Below are 19,001 nucleotides of genomic sequence, written 5' to 3'. Positions count from 1 at the left end.
CGGCGCTTATTCCTGCGCCGGCACATGGCCATGCGGCGTGAGCCGGTCGATCAGTTCCGGCAGGCCTTCGCTCAACTGCGCCGCCACGTCGTCCTGCGACATGCCGGTGCTCTGCGCCAGCGACTGCAGCGCGCCGGTGTCGTTCAGCGCATCACTCAGCGCCGACGGCGTGACCGGCTGGTTGGCGCCGCTGCCGATCCAGGAGTTGACCTGTTCGCCCAGCCCCGCCTGCGCCAGAATCTGCTGCAGCGCGCCGATGCCGCCGGCGGCCGCGCCCAGCGCCTGGCTGTTGGCCGGCGCGCCGCCCTGGCCGCCCAGCAGGCCGCCGAGCAGCGAGCCCAGGTCGAGTCCGCCGGTGGCGCCGCCCGGCGCGGTGCCGGCGCCGCCGCCGAGCATGCCGCCCAGCAGCCCGCCGAGGCTGCCCAGCCCGCCCAGGCCATCATCGGCTGCGGGCGAGTCGCCGGCGGCATCGCCGCCTTGCGCGCGGCTGCGCATGGCCAGTGTGGCCAGCAGCCCGAGCGCCATCATCAGCTTGGGGTCGAGCCCGCCGGCCTGGCCGCTCTCTGCGCGCGCGCCGCCGAGTTGTCCGAGCACACCGCCCAGCACGCTATCGAGTAGTCCCATGGTCGACTCCTTTCAGTCAGGGTTGCAACGGAACGCAGGGCCGGGGTGCCCCGTCGTCAGAATCCGCCCAGCAAGGCGTTCAGGGTGGCCAGGCAAACGAGCCCGGCGGTTTCGGTACGCAGGATGCGCGGGCCGAGCGACACGCCGGTGAAACCCGCCTGCAGCGCGGCCTGTTCTTCTTCGGGGGCCAGCCCGCCCTCCGGGCCGATCAGCAACGTGACGCCATTGGCCAGCAGTGCCTCGCGCCGTTCCGCCACCAGTGCCGGCAGCGAATGCGCGGCACGCGGCGAGAGCAGCAGCCTGGCGCCTTCGCCGGATGGTGCGACGCGCGCCAGCCACGTATCCAAGTTAGTGACCTCCGCCACTGCCGGCAAACGATTTCGACCGCATTGCTCGCAGGCGGCCTGGACCAGCGCCTGCCAGTGCGCCTGGCGCTTCTGCGCGCGCTCGCCGGACAGCCGTACCACCGAGCGGCTGGCCTGCAGCGGCTGGATCGCCGCGACGCCCAGTTCGACGGCTTTCTCGATCAGCCAGTCCATCTTGTCGCCGCCGGCCAGGCCCTGCGCCAGCGTGACGCGGAAGGGCGGCTCGGCCTCGGCCGCGTCATGCGCGCCGATGCGCGCCAGTGCGTGGCGCTTGCCCAGTTCGACCAGCGTGGCGGCGTGGCTGCCGCCGCGGCCGTCGAACAGGGTGATGGCGTCGCCCGGCGCCAGGCGCAGCACCTGCGCGTGGCGCACCACCGCTTCGGGCAGCGGGAAATCCGATTCGGCGGCCAGCACGGCGTCCGCGCCGCCGACAAAAAATCGTGGTGCCATCAGCTTGCCTGGCTGGCCTGGGCGAGCGGCTTGCCGAAACCCCAGCGGTAGCCGTCGGGATCCTCGACCATGCAGTAGCGGTCGCCCCAGAACTGGTCGGCCGGCGCCATCAGGCTGACCGCGCCGGCGTCGACCGCGCGCTGGTGCATGGCGTCGACATCGTCGCAATAGACGTAGAAGGTCTGCGGGCACTCCACGCCCAGCGAGCGCGGCGTGCGCGCCGTGCTGCCCCACGCGCCCTCGGGTGCGAACATCACCACCAGCTGGCCCTGGTATTGCATCTCGGCGTGGGTGGGAACGCCGTTCTCGTCGACCACGTTGCCGGGGGTGAAGCCGAAGGCGCGGCCATAGAAGTCCAGCGCGGCGCGGCCGTTGGCGACGGTCAGGTAGGGGGTGAGCCAGGGGGTATTGGCCGGTCTGGTCATGATCGTCTCCTGGTTGCGGGAAACCCGGCGCGGCGGCGTGCCGCGCGGTGCGAGAGTGCATCTTACGCGTGCCGCGCTACGCTGTCGAAGTGCCGCGCCACGGTCCGCGCCACGTCCTTGCCAGGGCGCCGGGGTGAAGCATCAGGCATGCCGGGGCCGGGATAGTTCCGGTTGCCGGCATGCGGTGGTGCGGGCGGCCTGCGATGATCGCCCGGACTCGGCCGGAGGGGGCGTCGGGAGTCCGGAAAACCCCCTAGCTTCTGCTAAAATTGCGGTTTTCCTGCCGCCAAGGCTCACGCCGAATCCGCCCGCATGTCCGCCCTTGCCCATCCCGCCACAAGTCCCTTTGCTTCCCAGCCCGCCAAGCTGATGGCCGACGCCATCCGCGTGCTTGCCATGGACGCCGTCCAGCAGGCCAATTCCGGCCACCCCGGTGCGCCGATGGGCATGGCAGACATCGCCGTGGCGCTGTGGGGCCGGCACCTGAAGCACAACCCGAGCAACCCGCAGTGGGCCGACCGTGACCGCTTCGTGCTGTCCAACGGCCACGGCTCGATGCTGATCTACGCGCTGCTGCACCTGACCGGCTACGACCTGCCGGTCGAAGAGCTGAAGAACTTCCGCCAGCTGCACAGCAAGACCGCCGGCCATCCGGAATACGGCATCACGCCGGGCGTGGAAACCACCACCGGGCCGCTCGGCCAGGGCATCACCAACGCGGTCGGCATGGCGCTGGCCGAGCGCCTGCTGGGTGAAGAATTCAACCGCCCGGGCTTCGACATCGTCGACCACTACACCTATGTGTTCCTGGGCGACGGCTGCCTGATGGAAGGCATCTCGCACGAAGCCTGCTCGCTGGCGGGCACGCTCAAGCTGAACAAGCTGATTGCGCTGTGGGATGACAACGGCATCTCGATCGACGGCGACGTGGTGCACTGGTTCAACGACGACACCCCGAAGCGCTTCGAAGCCTACGGCTGGAACGTGATCCGCGGCATCGACGGCCATGACGTCACCGCCGTCGACCTGGCGATCTCGCAGGCCAAGGCCAGCGACAAGCCGACCCTGATCTGCTGCCGCACCAAGATCGGCAAGGGCGCGCCCAACAAGGAAGGCGGCCACGACGTGCACGGCGCGCCGCTGGGCGGCGCCGAAGTGCTGGCCACGCGCGAGGCGCTGGGCTGGGCCCACGCCCCGTTCGAGGTGCCCGCAGACGTCTATGACGCCTGGGACGCCAAGGCCAACGGCCAGGCGCTGGAGCGCGCCTGGAATGCGCTGTTCGAATCGTATGCCGAGCGCCACCCGTACGAAGCCGGCGAATTCACCCGCCGCATGAAGGGCGAGCTGCCGGGCTCGTTCGACGCCGCCGTCGAAGCCTTTATCGCCAAGTGCGAGGAAAAGGCGGAGACCATCGCCACCCGCAAGGCCAGCCAGAACACCATCGAGGCCTTCGGCCCGGTGCTGCCCGAGTTCCTCGGCGGCTCGGCCGACCTGACCGGCTCGAACCTGACCAACTGGTCGGGCAGCAAGGCGGTGCGCGTCGATGCCTGGGGCAACCATATCAACTATGGCGTGCGCGAGTTCGGCATGAGCGCGATCATGAACGGCATCACGCTGCACGGTGGCTACATTCCCTACGGCGCAACCTTCCTGACCTTCTCGGACTACAGCCGCAATGCACTGCGCATGGCGGCGCTGATGAAGATCCGCTCGCTGTTCGTGTTCACCCATGACTCGATCGGCCTGGGCGAAGACGGCCCGACGCACCAGTCGATCGAGCACGTCGCCAGCCTGCGCCTGATCCCCAACATGGACGTCTGGCGTACCGCCGACACCACCGAGACCGCCGTGGCCTGGGCCGAGGCGATCCGCCGCGAGAACGGCCCGAGCTGCCTGATCTTCAGCCGCCAGAACCTGCCGTTCCAGCAGCGCGACGACGCCACCCGCGCCAATATCGCGCGCGGCGGCTACGTGCTGCGCGACAGCGTCAACACCAGGACCGGCCGGCCGGACGCCGTGATCCTGGCGACCGGCTCGGAAGTGGGCCTGGCCGTAGGCGCCGCCGATGCGCTGGCCGCCGAAGGCGTGCATGTGCGCGTGGTGTCGGTTCCCGCGACCACCGTGTTCGACAAGCAGGACACCGCCTACAAGGCCAGCGTGCTGCCGGCCGGCGTGCCGCGCGTGGCGGTCGAGGCGGGCGTGACGGACTTCTGGTGGAAGTACCAGGTCCAGGCGGTAGTGGGCATCGACACCTTCGGCGAATCGGCCCCGGCCGGCGTGCTGTTCAAGCACTTCGGCTTTACCGTCGAAAACGTGGTCCGTACGGTGAAGGACACCCTTATCTAAGCATCCGGGCGCTGGAGCCGCGCGGTGCGCCGCGTGGCAGACGCGGCGCCCACCGGTTTCAATCGATCCTCAGGAGAGACAGTCATGACCATCAAGATCGGCATCAACGGCTTCGGCCGCATCGGGCGCATGGTGTTCCGCGCCGCCGCCGCCAACTTCAAGGACATCGAAGTCGTTGCCATCAACGACCTGCTCGAGCCCGACTACCTGGCCTACATGCTGAAGTACGACTCGGTGCACGGCCGCTTTGACGGCGAAGTGTCGGTCGACGGCAACACGCTGGTCGTCAATGGCAAGAAGATCCGCCTGACCGCGGTGAAGGATCCGGCCGAGCTGAAGTGGGGCGAAGTCGGCGCCGACGTGGTGATCGAGTCGACCGGCATCTTCCTGACCAAGGAAGGCGCGCAGAAGCACATCGACGCGGGCGCCAAGAAGGTGATCATGTCGGCCCCGTCGAAGGACGACACCCCGATGTTCGTGTACGGCGTGAACCACGACACGTACAAGGGCGAGGCGATCATCTCCAACGCCAGCTGCACCACCAACTGCCTGGCCCCGGTGGCCAAGGTGCTGAACGACAAGTGGGGCATCAAGCGCGGCCTGATGACCACCGTGCACGCTGCCACCGCCACCCAGAAGACCGTCGACGGCCCGTCCAACAAGGACTGGCGCGGCGGCCGCGGCATCCTGGAAAACATCATCCCGTCGTCGACCGGCGCTGCCAAGGCCGTGGGCGTGGTGATCCCGCAGCTGAACAAGAAGCTGACCGGCATGTCGTTCCGCGTGCCTACCTCCGACGTGTCGGTGGTGGACCTGACCGTCGAGCTGGAAAAGTCCGCCTCGTACGAAGAAATCTGCGCCGAGATGAAGGCCCAGAGCCAGGGCGCCCTGAAGGGCGTGCTGGGCTATACCGAAGACAAGGTGGTCGCCACCGACTTCCGCGGCGATGCCCGCACCTCGATCTTCGACGCCGAAGCCGGCATCGCGCTGGACGGCACCTTCATCAAGGTCGTGAGCTGGTACGACAACGAGTGGGGCTATTCGAACAAGTGCCTGGAAATGGCACGCGTGGTGGCCAAGTAATCCGCGCCTTCCGCGCTCACGAAAACGCGCCCGCGGGCGCGTTTTTCTTTTTTCAGGCAGGATGCTGGTCTGCTAGCGCGACTGAAATAGTTGCGTCAGAAAAGAATGATAAAAGTGGAACCCTAAGGTCGAGGATAGCTGAGGCTGAAGTGCTGGTTGCGCCGCCGCTAATGTACGCATCTACGATCAATTGCGGCAAAATCGCGCAATTTTTTGAAGTTATGCTAGGGGCGGCCATTCCAGAAATGCCGAATTTGCTTTCCGAGCCTGATTTTTCCTCTTACACTATTAAGACGCTGTTGAAATCTGATGTGCAGCCAGTGCAAGTGGTGGGGCCATCTTAGCTGTGAAAAATCTGACCGGGGGCCTGATCATGGTGAACGTAGACACAAAGCTTCTAGTGATCTTCACCGAGCTGCTGAGCAAGCGTAATGCCACCTACGTGGCGGAGAAAATGCACATGACCGCGCCGGCGGTCTCGCATTCGCTGGGCAGGCTGCGCGAAATCTTTGACGATCCACTCTTTATCCGCGTCCCGCACGGGCTGACGCCGACGCCGCGCGCGCTCGAGCTGGGACCCAAGATCCGCGACATGCTGGACCTGTGGTCGTCCATCAACGAGGGCGACGCGGACAACTTCGATCCGGCCACCGCCACCGGCACGCTGAGCATCGGCTTTGCCGCGGAACTGGGCGACACGGTGTTCAACCGTTTCGTGCTGCGCATCAAGGCGCTGGCGCCGGACCTGCACATCAAGCTGGTCGAGTCCCATTCGTGGGAGACCGATGTGGCGTCGATGCGCGCCAATGAACTCGACCTGGGATTCTCGCCGTTCCCGACCCGCCATCCGGAGATCGTCGAGGAAATGGTGACGTCGCTGAACCTGTGGGTGTGCGCGCGCAAAGACCATCCGGTGCTCAAGGGTCACTGCACGCTCGAGCAATACCTGGACTGCGGCCATATCTTCATGGCGCACTCCGGCGGCTCGGGGCGCCCGGCGCCGTCGCTGATCCCGCTCGACTACGCACTGCAGCAGCGCGGCCTGAAGCGCAACGCCTCGCTGACGGTCCATTCGTGGCGCGCCCAGGCCGAACTGGCCTCGCAGACGGACATGATCTTCACCGTCAATGCGCTGACCAAGGACATGGCCTGCGAAACCTACGGTCTGAAGGCCTTCCCGCTGCCGGCGGAGCTGAACACCACGCTCGGCCTGAACATGTTCTGGCACCGCAGCCGCAACACACACCCGATGCTGGTGTGGGCGCGCGGCCTGTTCCGCCAGGTGGTGGGCGAGTTCGTCGGCCTGCCGCAGGCACGCCCGGCCCGGGTGGTGAGCGAGCAGGACCTGCAGGACCTGCAGGCGCGCTGACCCGCGGCAGCAAGCCACAACAAAAAACCGGCGCCTGGCGCCGGTTTTTTGTTGTCCGTCTGCGCTCCGGCAAGGGAGCGAGCGGTTGCTTATCGTTTGGGTCTGTGGGGACAGTTTGTTTTGGTGCAGTTGCCGTACAGCGACAACGCGTGTTCCTGCAGGGTAAAGCCGCGCTCGCGCGCAATGCTCTGCTGGCGCTGCTCGATCTCGGAATCGAAGAATTCCTCGACCCGGCCGCAATCCAGGCACACCAGGTGGTCGTGGTGCTTGCCTTCGTTGAGCTCGAAGATCGCCTTGCCGGATTCAAAGTTGTTGCGCGACAGCAGGCCGGCCTGCTCGAACTGAGTCAGCACGCGGTAGACGGTGGCCAGGCCGATATCCATATGCTCGTTGAGCAGGATGCGGTAGACGTCTTCCGCGCTCAGGTGACGCTGTTCGCTGGTCTGAAAAATTTCAAGAATCTTCAGCCTGGGCACGGTCGCCTTCAGGCCGATATTCTTGAGGTCCGCCGGACTCGGCATGTGGGTGACTCCCTAGAGTACAATGTCTGGATAGTTGAATCATAAGGGTTTTGGCAGCAAAAGTCGCTCGTGCCGACGATGTCCAGAGGTCGGCGTCGCGTGCCCGGCAAGCTTGCCGACCCATGTGGTTGCGGCGGCAGATGCCATCCGCTCGTGTGGTGCAATCGGCGCATTTTGCGCCGTTTTCATGCCCGCGCAGCCCGTTCTCTGCCGCGTTACTTTTCTTTCCCTCCGGAAACGAGATCCATGCGTTCTATCCGTTCGTCCGCCATGCGTCCGACGCTGGTTGTCTCCCTGCTGGCCGCGGCCCTGCTGGCCGGCGCCTGCTCGGCCTACGATTCCACTTCGCGCAAGGTAGCCAACGCCATCACGCCGTACCGGATCAACATCGTGCAGGGCAATTTCGTCTCGCGCGAGGCCGCTTCGCAGCTGCGCGAGGGCATGACCCGCGACCAGGTCAAGTTCCTGCTCGGCACGCCGCTGCTGACCGACGTGTTTCACGCCAACCGCTGGGATTATGTGTTTTCGTTCCGCCGCGGCAATACCTCGGTGGTGCAGCAGCGCCGCTACACGGTGTTCTTCGACGGCGACCGCCTGGTCAAGTTTGGCGGCGACGAACTGCCGTCCGAGTATGAGCTGATCGCCGAGATCTCCGGCATGATTATGGCGCTAACGGCGCAGACGCCGGGCATGTACTCCACCCGCGGGGCCGCGGCCGCGGCCCCGGCCCCGGCCGAGCAGCAGACCACGGTCGAGAACTTCGTGCCGCGGCAGGCGCAGCAGCCGGAAGCGGCCGGCGCTCCCGCACAACCGGCGCAGGCGGCCCAGCCCGCCGCCGAGCCGTCGGCTCCGGCCCAGGCCACCGCGCCTGCCGACGCGGCCAAGCCAGCCGCCAACTGATCGATCACGCGCGCCGGCTTCGGCGCGCTGCCGGTTTTCCGCGCCGGCCAGGCATGGCCGGCTCGCTTCCCTTTCGCGCACCGCGCATATTCCGCAGAGCCAGACACCATGAACATCGCCATCGCAGGCGCATCGGGCCGCATGGGCCGCATGCTGATCGAACAAGTGCTGAACACCGAGGGCGTGAAGCTGTCGGGTGCGCTCGACGTGCCGGGCTCGCCGGCGCTGGGCCAGGATGCGGGCCTGTTCCTGGGCCGCAACACCGGCGTCGCGATCACGGCGGACCTGGAAGCCGGCCTGGCCGGCGCGGACTGCCTGATCGACTTCACCCGTCCGGAAGGCACGCTGGCGCACCTGGAGGCGGCGAAGAAGCGCGGCGTCAAGATGGTGGTCGGCACCACCGGCTTCGACGACGCCGGCAAGGCCGCGCTGGCCGAGGCCGCCAAGTCGATCGGCATCGTCTTTGCGGCCAACTTCAGCGTTGGCGTCAATGCCACCTTCAAGCTGCTGGAAGTCGCGGCCAAACTGCTTTCGACCGGCTATGACATCGAGGTGATCGAGGCCCACCACCGCTTCAAGGTCGACGCCCCGTCGGGTACCGCGCTGAAGATGGGCGAAGTGATTGCCGATGCGCTGGGCCGCGACCTCAAGACCTGCGGCGTCTTTGCCCGCGAAGGCCATACCGGCGAGCGCGATCCCGGTTCGATCGGCTTTGCCACCATCCGCGGCGGCGATATCGTCGGCGACCACACCGTGATGTTCGCCGGCATCGGCGAGCGCATCGAGATCAGCCACAAGTCGTCGAGTCGCCAGTCGTATGCCGACGGCGCGGTGCGCTCGGCCCGTTTCCTGGCGGACAAGCCGACCGGCCTGTTCGACATGCAGGACGTGCTGGGCCTGAAGTAAGGCCAGGCCCGGGCGGCCAGCGCTGCCGCCACGGTTATAATCGATTGCTTTAGCATTGCACGCCGGGCGGGCGCCCACACTGGCGCCCGCCGCTTTCCTTCGAACGAATCTTCCCGGATGCCGGCAGGCCAGTTGCCGCGCAGACGCTGTCCTTGACCGCTGTCCCGACCATGCAAGACAAATACCTTCCTTCCGCCGTTGAACAAGCCGCCCAGCAGCACTGGCAAGCCATCGACGCCTATCGCGTGTCGGAGCATGCGGTCGGGGCCGACGGCAAGGAGAAGCCCAAGTTCTACGCCTGCTCGATGCTGCCGTACCCGTCGGGCAAGCTGCACATGGGCCACGTGCGCAACTACACCATCAACGATGTGATGGCGCGCTACCTGCGCATGAACGGCAACAACGTGCTGATGCCGATGGGCTGGGACGCGTTCGGCATGCCGGCGGAGAACGCGGCGCTGAACAACGGCGTGGCGCCGGCCGCCTGGACCTACGACAACATCGCTTACATGAAGAAGCAGATGCAGTCGATGGGCCTGGCGATCGACTGGTCGCGCGAGGTGGCCACCTGCAGCCCGGACTACTACCGCTGGAACCAGTGGTTGTTCCTGAAGATGCTGGAGAAGGGCATCGCCTACCGCAAGACCGGCACCGTCAACTGGGACCCGGTCGACCAGACCGTGCTGGCCAACGAGCAGGTCATCGACGGCCGCGGCTGGCGCTCGGGCGCGGTGGTCGAAAAGCGCGAGATCCCGATGTATTACCTGCGCATCACTGACTATGCGCAGGAGCTGCTGGGCGACCTGGACCAGCTGGGCTGGCCCGAGCGCGTCAAGGTGATGCAGCAGAACTGGATCGGCAAGAGCGTGGGTGTGCGTTTCGCCTTTACCCACGACATCCCGGGCGAGGACGGCAAGCCGATCAACGACGGCAAGCTGTACGTCTTCACCACGCGCGCCGACACCATCATGGGCGTGACCTTCTGCGCGGTCGCCGCCGAGCACCCGCTGGCCACGCACGCCGCGCTGAACAACCCCGAACTGGCCGCCTTCATCGACGAATGCAAGCATGGCTCGGTCATGGAAGCCGACATGGCGACCATGGAGAAGAAGGGCATGCCGACCGGCCTGCAGGTGGTGCACCCGCTGACCGGCGACAAGGTCGACGTGTGGGTCGGCAACTACGTGCTGATGAGCTATGGCGACGGCGCCGTGATGGGCGTGCCCGCGCACGACGAGCGCGACTTCGCCTTCGCCAACAAGTACGGCCTGCCGATCAGGCAAGTGATCGACGTGAAGGGCCAGCCGTATTCGACCGACGCCTGGCAGGAATGGTACGGCGACAAGGAAAACGGCACCTGCGTCCACAGCGGCAAGTATGACGGCCTCGGCTACCAGGCCGCGGTCGAAGCCATCGCCGCCGACCTGGGCGCGATGGGCCTGGGCGAGAAGAAGACCACCTGGCGCCTGCGCGACTGGGGCATCTCGCGCCAGCGCTACTGGGGCACGCCGATCCCGCTGATCCACTGCGACAGCTGCGGCGTGGTGCCGGTGCCCGAGCAGGACCTGCCGGTGGTGCTGCCCGAAGACCTGGTGCCGGACGGCACCGGCAACCCGCTGGCCAAGGACCCGCGCTTCCTGCAGTGCACCTGCCCGTCGTGCGGCAAGCCGGCGCGCCGCGAGACCGACACGATGGATACCTTCATCGATTCGTGCTGGTACTACATGCGCTATACCTGCCCGGACGCGGCCACCATGGTCGATGCCCGCAACGACTACTGGATGCCGATGGACCAGTACATCGGCGGCATCGAGCACGCGATCCTGCACCTGCTGTACGCGCGCTTCTGGACCAAGGTCATGCGCGACCTGGGCCTGGTCAAGTTCGACGAGCCGTTCACCAACCTGCTGACGCAGGGCATGGTGCTGAACGAGACCTTCTACCGCGAAGACGCCTCGGGCAAGAAGCACTGGTACAACCCGGCCGATGTCGACGTGCAGACCGACGAGCGCGGCCGCCCGGTGGGCGCCACGCTGAAGGCCGACGGCCAGCCGGTGGTGATCGGCGGCATCGAGAAGATGTCGAAGTCCAAGAACAACGGCATCGACCCGCAGGCGCTGATCGACCAGTACGGCGCCGATACCGCTCGCCTGTTCGTGATGTTCGCCGCGCCGCCCGAGCAGCAGCTGGAGTGGAGCGGTTCGGGCGTGGAGGGCGCGTCGCGCTTCCTGCGCCGCGTGTGGAACCATGGCTATGCCAACGCCGCCGCCATCCGCGACGGTGCCGCCGGCGCGCCGGGCGCGGACGATGCCGAGCTGCGCCGCGAGATCCACGGCGTGCTCAAGCAGGCCAACTACGACTACCAGCGCATCCAGTACAACACCGTGGTGTCCGCCACCATGAAGATGCTGAACGCGCTGGACGACGCCAAGACCGCGTCGCCGGCGGCGCGCCGCGAGTGCTTCGGCATCCTGTTGCGCGTGCTGTACCCGGTGGTGCCGCACATCACCCACGGCCTGTGGGAGCAGCTGGGCTATGCCGCCGAGGCCGGCGACCTGCTCGACGCCCCGTGGCCGCAGGTCGATGAAGCCGCGCTGGTGCGCAGCGAGATCGAGCTGGTGCTGCAGATCAACGGCAAGGTGCGCGGCAGCATCACCGTGCCCGCCGACGCCGACCGTGCCGCGATCGAGGCCACCGCCGCCGCCAGCGACACCGTGGCCAAGTTCGCCGAAGGCAAGGCGCCCAAGAAGATCGTGGTGGTGCCTGGCCGCCTGGTCAACGTGGTGCTTTGACAGCGCCGTCCGCCCGCCGGAACCTGACAAAGGAATCGCCAACCATGAAGCGACTGAACCTGGGACGCCGCAAGCTGCTCGCGGCACTGCTGGCAGTGCCGGCCACCGGCCTGCTGGCCGGCTGCGGCTTCCATCTGCGCGGCAACTCGGACTTCGCCTTCAAGCGGCTGTATATCGGCATCCCGCCCAACTCGCTGATGGGCGCGGACCTGCGCCGCGCCATCCGTGGCGGCTCGGACACCCAGGTGGTGGCCGACCAGAAAGAGGCCGACGCGTTGCTGGACGTGCTGCAAGACACCCGCACCAAGACCATCCTGTCGATCACGACCGAAGGCGTGGTGCGTGAATACCGCCTGACCCAGCGCTTCACCTTCCGCCTGCGCGATCCCGCCGGCAAGGAACTGATCGCGCCGTCGCAGCTGGTGCTGACGCGCGACCTGACCTACAACGAAGCCAATACGCTCGCCAAGGACTACGAAGAGCAGCAGTTGTACCGCGACATGCAGCGCGACATCGTGCAGCAGCTGATGCGCCGGCTGGCCGCCGTCAAGGCAATCTGAGCGGGCACGGCTGACGGCATGCAGCTCAAGCTCGACGGGCTCGACGCGCACCTGCGCCAGGCCAAGGCCAAGGGGCTGGCGCCGCTGTACGTGGTGCATGGCGACGAGCACCTGCTGGTGCTGGAAGCGGTCGACCGCCTGCGTGCCGCGGCGCGGGAAGCGGGCTTTTCCGAACGCGAGGTGCTGGTGGCCGAGCGCGGTTTCCACTGGGGCCGGCTGGTCGAGGCGCAGCAGTCGATGTCGCTGTTCGGCGACCGCAAGATCGTCGAGCTGCGCATCCCCTCGGGCAAGCCCGGCAAGGACGGCGGCGAGGCGCTGCGCGCCGTGGCCGCGCAGGCGTCGCCCGACGTGGTGATGCTGGTGACGCTGCCGCGGCTGGACTTTGCCGCGTCCAAGTCGGCCTGGTTCCAGGCGCTGGAAGGCGCCGGCGTGTCGATCAAGGTCGATACCGTGGACCGTACCCGCTTGCCGGCGTGGGTCGGCGAGCGGCTCGCGCTGCAGCAGCAGCGCGTGCAGGCCGGCGAGCCGGGCCGGCTCGCGCTGCAGTTCATCGCCGACAAGGTCGAGGGCAACCTGCTGGCGGCGCACCAGGAGATCCAGAAGCTGGGACTGCTGTACCCGCCCGGCGAACTGAGCTTCGACCAGGTCCACGACGCGGTGCTGAACGTGGCCCGCTACGACGTGTTCAAGCTGTCGGAATCGATGCTCTCGGGCGACGTGCCGCGGCTGGTGCGGATGCTCGAAGGGCTGCGCGGCGAGGGTGAGGCCACGGTGCTGGTGCTGTGGGCGCTGACCGAGGAAATTCGCGTATTATCCAAGGTCCGGCAAGGGCTCGCGGCCGGCAAGCCGGCGGGCGTGCTGATGCGCGAGCTGCGTGTCTGGGGCCCGCGCGAGCGGCTGGTGCCGCAGGCCGCGCAGCGCCTGGCGCAGCCCCGGCTGGAAGCGGCGCTGGCGCTGGCCGCGCGGCTGGACCGCCAGGTCAAGGGCCTGCAGGACCTGCCGCCGCCAGGCAGCGCGCCGCTGCCGGCCGAGCCGTGGGACGGCCTGCAGCAGCTGGCGCTGATGATTGCGCGCTAGGGGCTGCCTGGAAGGCTTGCTCCCCTGGCGGTTTGCTCCCCTCTCCCGCTTGCGGGAGAGGGGCAGGGGGTGAGGGCAGGCGGTGGCATACCGACAGCCGTACTTCGTAGCGACTCCCGCCCTCACCCCAACCCTCTCCCGCAAGCGGGAGAGGGAGAAAACATACATTGACGGCCATCACCCCCGGCCACTGACATGACCGAGCTCGACCTCAACCAATACATGGACCGCGTCGGCCGCCAGGCCCGCGCGGCGTCGCGCGCGATGGCGCGTGCCTCCACCGCCGACAAGAACCGTGCGCTGCTGACCATCGCCGCGGCGATCCGCCGCGATGCCGACAAGCTCAAGGCCGTCAACGCACGCGACGTCGAGCGCGCCCGCGCCAACGGCCAGGACGCCGCCTTCGTCGACCGCCTGACGCTGTCGGACAAGGCCATCGACACCATGGCCGCGGGCCTGGAGCAGATCGCCGCGCTGGCAGACCCGATCGGCGAGATCTCGAACATGAAGTTCCGCCCGACCGGCATCCAGGTGGGCCAGATGCGCGTGCCGCTGGGCGTGATCGGCATCATCTACGAGTCGCGCCCCAACGTCACCATCGACGCCGCCGCGCTGTGCCTGAAGTCGGGCAACGCCACCATCCTGCGCGGCGGGTCCGAGGCGATCGAATCCAACACCGCGCTGGCTGCGCTGGTGGCCGAAGGCCTGTCTGCGGCCGGCCTGCCGTCCGAGGCAGTGCAGGTGATCGGGACCACCGACCGCGCCGCGGTCGGCCGCCTGATCACCATGACCGAATACGTCGACGTGATCGTCCCGCGCGGCGGCAAGAGCCTGATCGCGCGGCTGATGGAAGAAGCGCGGGTGCCGATGATCAAGCACCTGGACGGCATCTGCCACGTCTATATCGACGCCGAGGCCGACCTGGACAAGGCGGTGCGCGTCTGCGACAACGCCAAGACCCAGCGCTACGCGCCGTGCAACACCATGGAGACGCTGCTGGTGTCGCGGGACATCGCCGCCGCGGCGCTGCCGCCGCTGTGCCGCATCTACCAGCAGAAGGGCGTCGAGCTGCGCGTGTGCCCGGCCACCCGCGCCACGCTGGAAGCCGCCGGCTTTACCGGCCTGGTCGATGCCGCCGAGGAAGACTGGCGCCTGGAATACCTGGCGCCGATCCTCGCCATCAAGACGGTGGCCGGACTGGACCAGGCCGTCGCCCATATCAACGAATACGGCTCGCACCATACCGATTCGATCATCACCGAGAACTACTCGGCGGGCATGCGCTTTATCCGCGAGGTCGATTCAGCGAGCGTGATGATCAATGCCTCGACCCGCTTTGCCGATGGCTTCGAGTATGGCCTGGGCGCGGAGATCGGCATCTCCAACGACAAGCTGCATGCGCGTGGGCCGGTCGGGCTGGAAGGGCTGACCTCGCTCAAGTACGTGGTGTTCGGGCACGGCGAGATCCGGACCTGAAGCGCCGGGCCGCCAACAACAATAACCACTGCAAGCCAAGGTCTGTCCGCCGATGCTCTGGGTCAAAGCGCTGCATATCGTCTTCGTCGTTTCGTGGTTCGCCGGCCTGTTCTACCTGCCGCGCATCTTCGTCAACCTGGCGATGGAGACCGACGCCGCCAGCACGCAGCGCCTGCTGCTGATGGCGCGCAAGCTGTTCCGCTTCATGACCATGCTGGCGGTGCCGGCGGTGGTGTTCGGGTTGTGGCTGTACCTGGGCTACGGCATCGGCCGCGGCCCCGGGCAGGGCTGGATGCATGCCAAGCTGGCGCTGGTGCTGGTCCTGATCGGCTACCACCACGGCTGCGGCGTGCTGCTGCGCAAGTTCGAGGCGGGGCGCAACGCGCGCTCGCACAAGTTCTATCGCTGGTTCAATGAGCTGCCGGTGCTGGTGCTGCTGGCGGTGGTGATCCTGGTCGTGGTCAAGCCGTTCTGAGGCTGGCCGCGTTTCGCGTTTATTTCGCCTTTATATTGCAGCCTGATTCCGTCGCGGATACCAACATGAGCAAGCTGGTCGACTACTACCTGACGCCGCAATCGCCGTATGTCTACATGGGCCATGCCCGTTTCAGCGATATCGCCGCGCGCCACGGCGTGCAGGTGAACCTGAAGCCGTGCGACCTCGGCAAAGTGTTCTCGGTCTCCGGCGGGCTGCCGCTGGCGCAGCGTCCGCCGCAGCGGCAGGCTTACCGGCTGGTCGAGCTCAGGCGCTGGAGCGCGTTCCTGAACATCCCGCTGAACCTCGAGCCGACGTTCTTCCCGGTGTCCGGTGACGCCGCCAGCAAGCTGATCATTGCCGCGCAGCTGGCGCACGGCACCGCGCGCGCGATGGCACTGACCGGCGCGATCGGCGCGGCGGTGTGGGCGCAGCAGCGCAATATCGCCGATGCCGCCACGCTGGCGCAGATTGCCGACGAGGCCGGCCTCGATGGCGCCGGCCTGGTCAGGGCGAGCGAGGCCCAGTCGGTGCAGGCCGCCTATGCGCAGAACACGCAGGAGGCGATCTCTGCCGGCGTGTTCGGCGCGCCGTGGTACGTGTACGACGGCGAGCCGTTCTGGGGCCAGGACCGCCTCGACTTTCTCGACCGCGCGCTGGCCGCGGCCTGACCTAAGCTACCGATACTTCCCCGTCCGCCACGGCGGACGTTTTTGTTTGCAGGAATCCCTCTCATGACCCAAGCCTTCTTTGCCCCTTGCCCGCGCGGCCTGGAGAGCGCGCTCGCGGAAGAGCTGCGCGAGATCGCCGCGATGCCGGGCGTGGCCGCGCTGGCGCCGTTTTCGGTGCACCAGGAAGTGCCGGGCGGCGTGAACTTCTCGGGCGAGATGGCTGCCGCCTATGCGGTCAACCTGCATTCGCGCATTGCCAGCCGGGTACTGATGCGTGTCGCGGCGCGCGGCTACCGGCACGAGGACGACATCTACACGCTGGCGCGCGGGGTGCGCTGGGAGCAGTGGTTCTCGCCCGACGAGTCGCTGCGCGTGGATATTACGTCGCACAAGTCGCCGCTGCGCAGCCTCAATTTCACCGCGCTGCGAGTCAAGGACGGCGTATGCGATGCCATGCGCGAGCGGCTGGGCGCCCGGCCGAGCGTCGACACCGTGAGCCCGGATGTGCGCATCTACGCCCACCTGACCGAGCGCGACTGCACACTGTATCTCGACACCAGCGGCGAGCCGCTGTTCAAGCGCGGCTGGCGCACCGAGAAGGGCGAGGCCCCCCTGAAGGAAAACCTGGCGGCCGGCATCCTGCGCCTGGCGGGCTGGGTGCCGGGCCAGACCTTCCGGCCCTTCTACGATCCGATGTGCGGCAGCGGCACCTTCCTGGTCGAGGCCGCGCAGGTGGCACTGGGCATCGCGCCGGGCGGCAGCCGCAGTTTTGCCTTCGAATGGCTCAAGGGCATGGATACCAAGGCGTGGCAGAAGCTGAAGTCGGACGCGCAGCGCGCCCGCATGCTGGCCTCGGAAGATGAGCTGCAGGTGGTCGGTTCGGACATCTCCACCGACATGCTGGCGATCACGCGCGCCAACTGGGAACGCGCCGGCCTGCCGGGCGAGGCGCGCACCAAGCAGGTCGACGCCCGCTTCGTGCAGCCGCCTTATGACGAGCCGGGCCTGCTGCTGATGAATCCGCCGTACGGCGAGCGCATTGCGGTGCGTGGGCAGCGCCGCGCGCCGGAAGACGAACAGCCGCGTGACGAGGTGGAAGAGGCCGCCGCCAACCAGTTTGCCAGCGCCTTTGCCACCACCCTGAAGCAGCATTTCGCGGGCTGGCAGGCGTGGGTGTTCACCGGCGACCTGGGCTTCCCGCGCCGGCTGCGGCTGAAGGAATCGCGCCGCACGCCGCTCTACAACGGCAATATCGAGTGCCGGCTGTTCCGTTTCGACATGGTGCGCGGCGCCAACCGGACGCAGCAGGCGGACTGACCCCGGCTGCGCACCGGTGCTGTGGCGTCAGGGGCGCTTGCGCCCCGTCAGCGCGTCCGGGTTGCGGCTGAAGTCCGCCAGGAAGCTCTGCAGGCTGACCACCGGCTCCTGCAGCAGGTGGCGCGGCAGGTCGAACAGCGCGTAGAAGAATTCTTCCCTGCCTTCGCAGCGCTCGGCCGGCAGGCAGTATTGTTCCCAGTCGACGCAGGCCGGCGTGTACATGCCGTTGCCGGGCCAGAAGAAGGGCACCAGCCGGCCTTCGCGCAGGCCTTCGATCAGCGCGGCGGGGGCATCGTAGGCCTCGGCCGATTCCACCTGCGTCATCAGCCCGGCGCGGGTCTCGATCACCATCAGGGTGGCGTGGCCCTGCGCGGTCAGCAGCAGGATGCCGGCGGGATTAGGGTACAGGTAGTACTCGACAAAGTCGTAGCGCGCGGTCAGCTGGCGCACGCGCTCGGTCATGGCCGGATCGGACAGGAACGAGAACGAATGCCGCGTCAGCAGCTCGCGCAGCGTGCGCGACAGCGTGGCGAAGTACGCCTGCTGCATGGCCTCGATTTCCTGGTCCAGCCGCTCCACCATATTGCTGTCGTGTTTTTTCACATAGCGGTCGATCAGCCCGTGGTTGAAGCCCTGCACGGCGATGCTTTCATCGGCGGTGCCGGTCAGCAGGATGGTCTTGCACGGCAGGTCCTGCAACGCCTGGCAGAATTCCAGGCCGTCCATCTGCGGCATCGAATAGTCGACCACCACCACGCCGGGCTGCAGGAAGCGGTTGACGTCGTGGATCTGGCGGTAGATGCGGTCGATGTCGAGCTGGACCGTGCGGCGCTCGGTCAGGAAGGTCAGGTCGTCGTGGGTGACGCGCACCGGCAGGAAACCCGGGAAGCGGGTGGCGTAGGCTTCGCGGATCCACTGCAGCGCTTCGCGCGGATCGGTGAAGGTGATCACCCCGCGCGCGGCATCCATCTGGAACGCCAGGCTGTCGATGAAGGACTTGCTGTCATCCACAAGGACAGTCAGGACCGGGTGATGGAAGACCGACAGATTCCTGTCGTGCGGATTGAAGGTCATGGAGCGGCGGGCAGGGGTTGGCACAGGCGTGGCGCAAGTGGCAAGCCAGCGTGCGTATTCGCAGGCCAGTATAGCGCGCCGTGGCTGCCTTGCAAGGCACGCCTTGCGGCCGGGGCCGCCTGCGGCGGGGGAGGGACGGGGCGCGGCCCTTGTTCCAGCAGGGCCGGCGGGCCAGGGCGGTGAACCGCGCCGGAACCACGAAAGCCCGCGCCCCCGGGGCGCGGGCCGGAGCGGCTGTGCGACCTTAGTCGACCGCCTTGAACATGTCCTCGACCACCTTCTTGGCGTCGCCGAACACCATCATGGTCTTGTCCATATAGAACAGCTCGTTGTCCAGACCGGCATAGCCGGCGGCCATCGAGCGCTTGTTGACGATGATGGTCTTGGCCTTGTACGCCTCCAGGATCGGCATGCCCGCGATCGGCGACTGGGGGTCGGTCTTCGCCGCCGGGTTGACCACGTCGTTGGCGCCCAGCACCAGCACCACGTCGGCCTGGCCGAACTCGCTGTTGATGTCTTCCATCTCGAAGACCTGGTCGTACGGCACCTCGGCCTCGGCCAGCAGCACGT

18 protein-coding genes are annotated in these 19,001 nt (G+C 67.3%); 12 read left to right on the top strand and 6 right to left on the bottom strand.

Features of this window, described 5'->3' with window-relative positions:
* Positions 1-6: 6 nt before the first annotated feature.
* The 3 genes from AC3FMM_RS24340 to AC3FMM_RS24330 are packed head-to-tail and all read right to left on the bottom strand — an operon-like array spanning position 7 to position 1,864.
* Entirely contained in the window at positions 7-624 is a 618-nt protein-coding gene (locus tag AC3FMM_RS24340) for a YidB family protein (protein ID WP_115710787.1), read from the bottom strand.
* 56 nt (positions 625-680) lie between these two features.
* Positions 681-1,439 (bottom strand): 16S rRNA (uracil(1498)-N(3))-methyltransferase, encoded by a 759-nt coding sequence (locus AC3FMM_RS24335; RefSeq protein WP_115710785.1) that lies wholly within the window; start codon positions 1,437-1,439, stop codon positions 681-683.
* On the bottom strand, positions 1,439-1,864 hold the full coding sequence (locus AC3FMM_RS24330) for a VOC family protein (RefSeq protein ID WP_115710783.1): 426 nt from the start codon (positions 1,862-1,864) through the stop codon (positions 1,439-1,441). Before AC3FMM_RS24330 ends, AC3FMM_RS24335 begins: the two co-directional genes overlap by 1 nt.
* Before the next feature lie 312 nt (positions 1,865-2,176).
* Here AC3FMM_RS24330 and tkt point away from each other — a divergent pair, with 312 nt between their 5' ends.
* The 3 genes from tkt (at position 2,177) to AC3FMM_RS24315 (ending at position 6,662) form a co-directional block, all read left to right on the top strand.
* Positions 2,177-4,210: a transketolase gene (gene tkt / locus AC3FMM_RS24325; RefSeq protein ID WP_172581756.1), complete on the top strand. Its 2,034-nt coding sequence runs from the start codon at positions 2,177-2,179 to the stop codon at positions 4,208-4,210.
* Between the two features lie 84 nt (positions 4,211-4,294).
* The gene (gene gap / locus AC3FMM_RS24320) at positions 4,295-5,293 is read left to right on the top strand and encodes a type I glyceraldehyde-3-phosphate dehydrogenase (RefSeq protein ID WP_012353847.1); all 999 of its coding nucleotides are present in this window, start codon (positions 4,295-4,297) and stop codon (positions 5,291-5,293) included.
* A gap of 373 nt (positions 5,294-5,666) precedes the next feature.
* Positions 5,667-6,662, top strand: a complete 996-nt coding sequence (locus AC3FMM_RS24315) for a LysR family transcriptional regulator (protein WP_115681497.1) — start codon at positions 5,667-5,669, stop codon at positions 6,660-6,662.
* 89 nt (positions 6,663-6,751) lie between these two features.
* Here the strand turns inward: AC3FMM_RS24315 and fur are convergent, their stop codons facing one another.
* Entirely contained in the window at positions 6,752-7,183 is a 432-nt protein-coding gene (gene fur, locus AC3FMM_RS24310; protein ID WP_012353845.1) for a ferric iron uptake transcriptional regulator, read from the bottom strand.
* Between the two features lie 246 nt (positions 7,184-7,429).
* Between fur and AC3FMM_RS24305 the strand changes: the two genes are divergently transcribed.
* From AC3FMM_RS24305 to AC3FMM_RS24265, 9 genes are all read left to right on the top strand, one after another.
* Complete coding sequence (locus tag AC3FMM_RS24305) at positions 7,430-8,083, top strand: outer membrane protein assembly factor BamE (RefSeq protein ID WP_488687596.1); 654 nt, start codon at positions 7,430-7,432, stop codon at positions 8,081-8,083.
* Positions 8,084-8,191: 108 nt separating this feature from the next.
* Positions 8,192-8,989 (top strand): 4-hydroxy-tetrahydrodipicolinate reductase, encoded by a 798-nt coding sequence (gene dapB, locus AC3FMM_RS24300; RefSeq protein WP_115710777.1) that lies wholly within the window; start codon positions 8,192-8,194, stop codon positions 8,987-8,989.
* A 170-nt stretch (positions 8,990-9,159) separates the two neighbouring features.
* The gene (gene leuS, locus AC3FMM_RS24295; protein WP_116313054.1) at positions 9,160-11,781 is read left to right on the top strand and encodes a leucine--tRNA ligase; all 2,622 of its coding nucleotides are present in this window, start codon (positions 9,160-9,162) and stop codon (positions 11,779-11,781) included.
* Between the two features lie 44 nt (positions 11,782-11,825).
* Complete coding sequence (locus AC3FMM_RS24290; RefSeq protein ID WP_115681108.1) at positions 11,826-12,341, top strand: LPS-assembly lipoprotein LptE; 516 nt, start codon at positions 11,826-11,828, stop codon at positions 12,339-12,341.
* A gap of 18 nt (positions 12,342-12,359) precedes the next feature.
* The gene (gene holA, locus AC3FMM_RS24285) at positions 12,360-13,418 is read left to right on the top strand and encodes a DNA polymerase III subunit delta (protein ID WP_116313053.1); all 1,059 of its coding nucleotides are present in this window, start codon (positions 12,360-12,362) and stop codon (positions 13,416-13,418) included.
* Positions 13,419-13,613: 195 nt separating this feature from the next.
* The gene (locus tag AC3FMM_RS24280; RefSeq protein ID WP_326347984.1) at positions 13,614-14,894 is read left to right on the top strand and encodes a glutamate-5-semialdehyde dehydrogenase; all 1,281 of its coding nucleotides are present in this window, start codon (positions 13,614-13,616) and stop codon (positions 14,892-14,894) included.
* Between the two features lie 52 nt (positions 14,895-14,946).
* Positions 14,947-15,369: a CopD family protein gene (locus AC3FMM_RS24275; RefSeq protein ID WP_116313050.1), complete on the top strand. Its 423-nt coding sequence runs from the start codon at positions 14,947-14,949 to the stop codon at positions 15,367-15,369.
* Positions 15,370-15,434: 65 nt separating this feature from the next.
* The gene (locus AC3FMM_RS24270) at positions 15,435-16,040 is read left to right on the top strand and encodes a 2-hydroxychromene-2-carboxylate isomerase (protein WP_115710766.1); all 606 of its coding nucleotides are present in this window, start codon (positions 15,435-15,437) and stop codon (positions 16,038-16,040) included.
* Positions 16,041-16,103: 63 nt separating this feature from the next.
* Positions 16,104-17,357, top strand: a complete 1,254-nt coding sequence (locus AC3FMM_RS24265; protein WP_488687595.1) for a THUMP domain-containing class I SAM-dependent RNA methyltransferase — start codon at positions 16,104-16,106, stop codon at positions 17,355-17,357.
* 27 nt (positions 17,358-17,384) lie between these two features.
* On the opposite strand, the gene AC3FMM_RS24260 is transcribed toward AC3FMM_RS24265, so the two are convergent.
* A complete protein-coding gene (locus AC3FMM_RS24260; RefSeq protein ID WP_488687594.1) occupies positions 17,385-18,431 on the bottom strand; it encodes a response regulator in 1,047 nt (348 codons plus the stop codon).
* Positions 18,432-18,675: 244 nt separating this feature from the next.
* A partial coding sequence (locus AC3FMM_RS24255) for an NAD(P)(+) transhydrogenase (Re/Si-specific) subunit beta (RefSeq protein WP_488687593.1) occupies positions 18,676-19,001 on the bottom strand: 326 nt, incomplete at its 5' end.

The organism is Cupriavidus sp. 207A1 (assembly GCF_057798955.1).
Note: the sequence above shows the minus strand (reverse complement) of the source record. Positions and strands in the feature narration are given on the sequence as shown.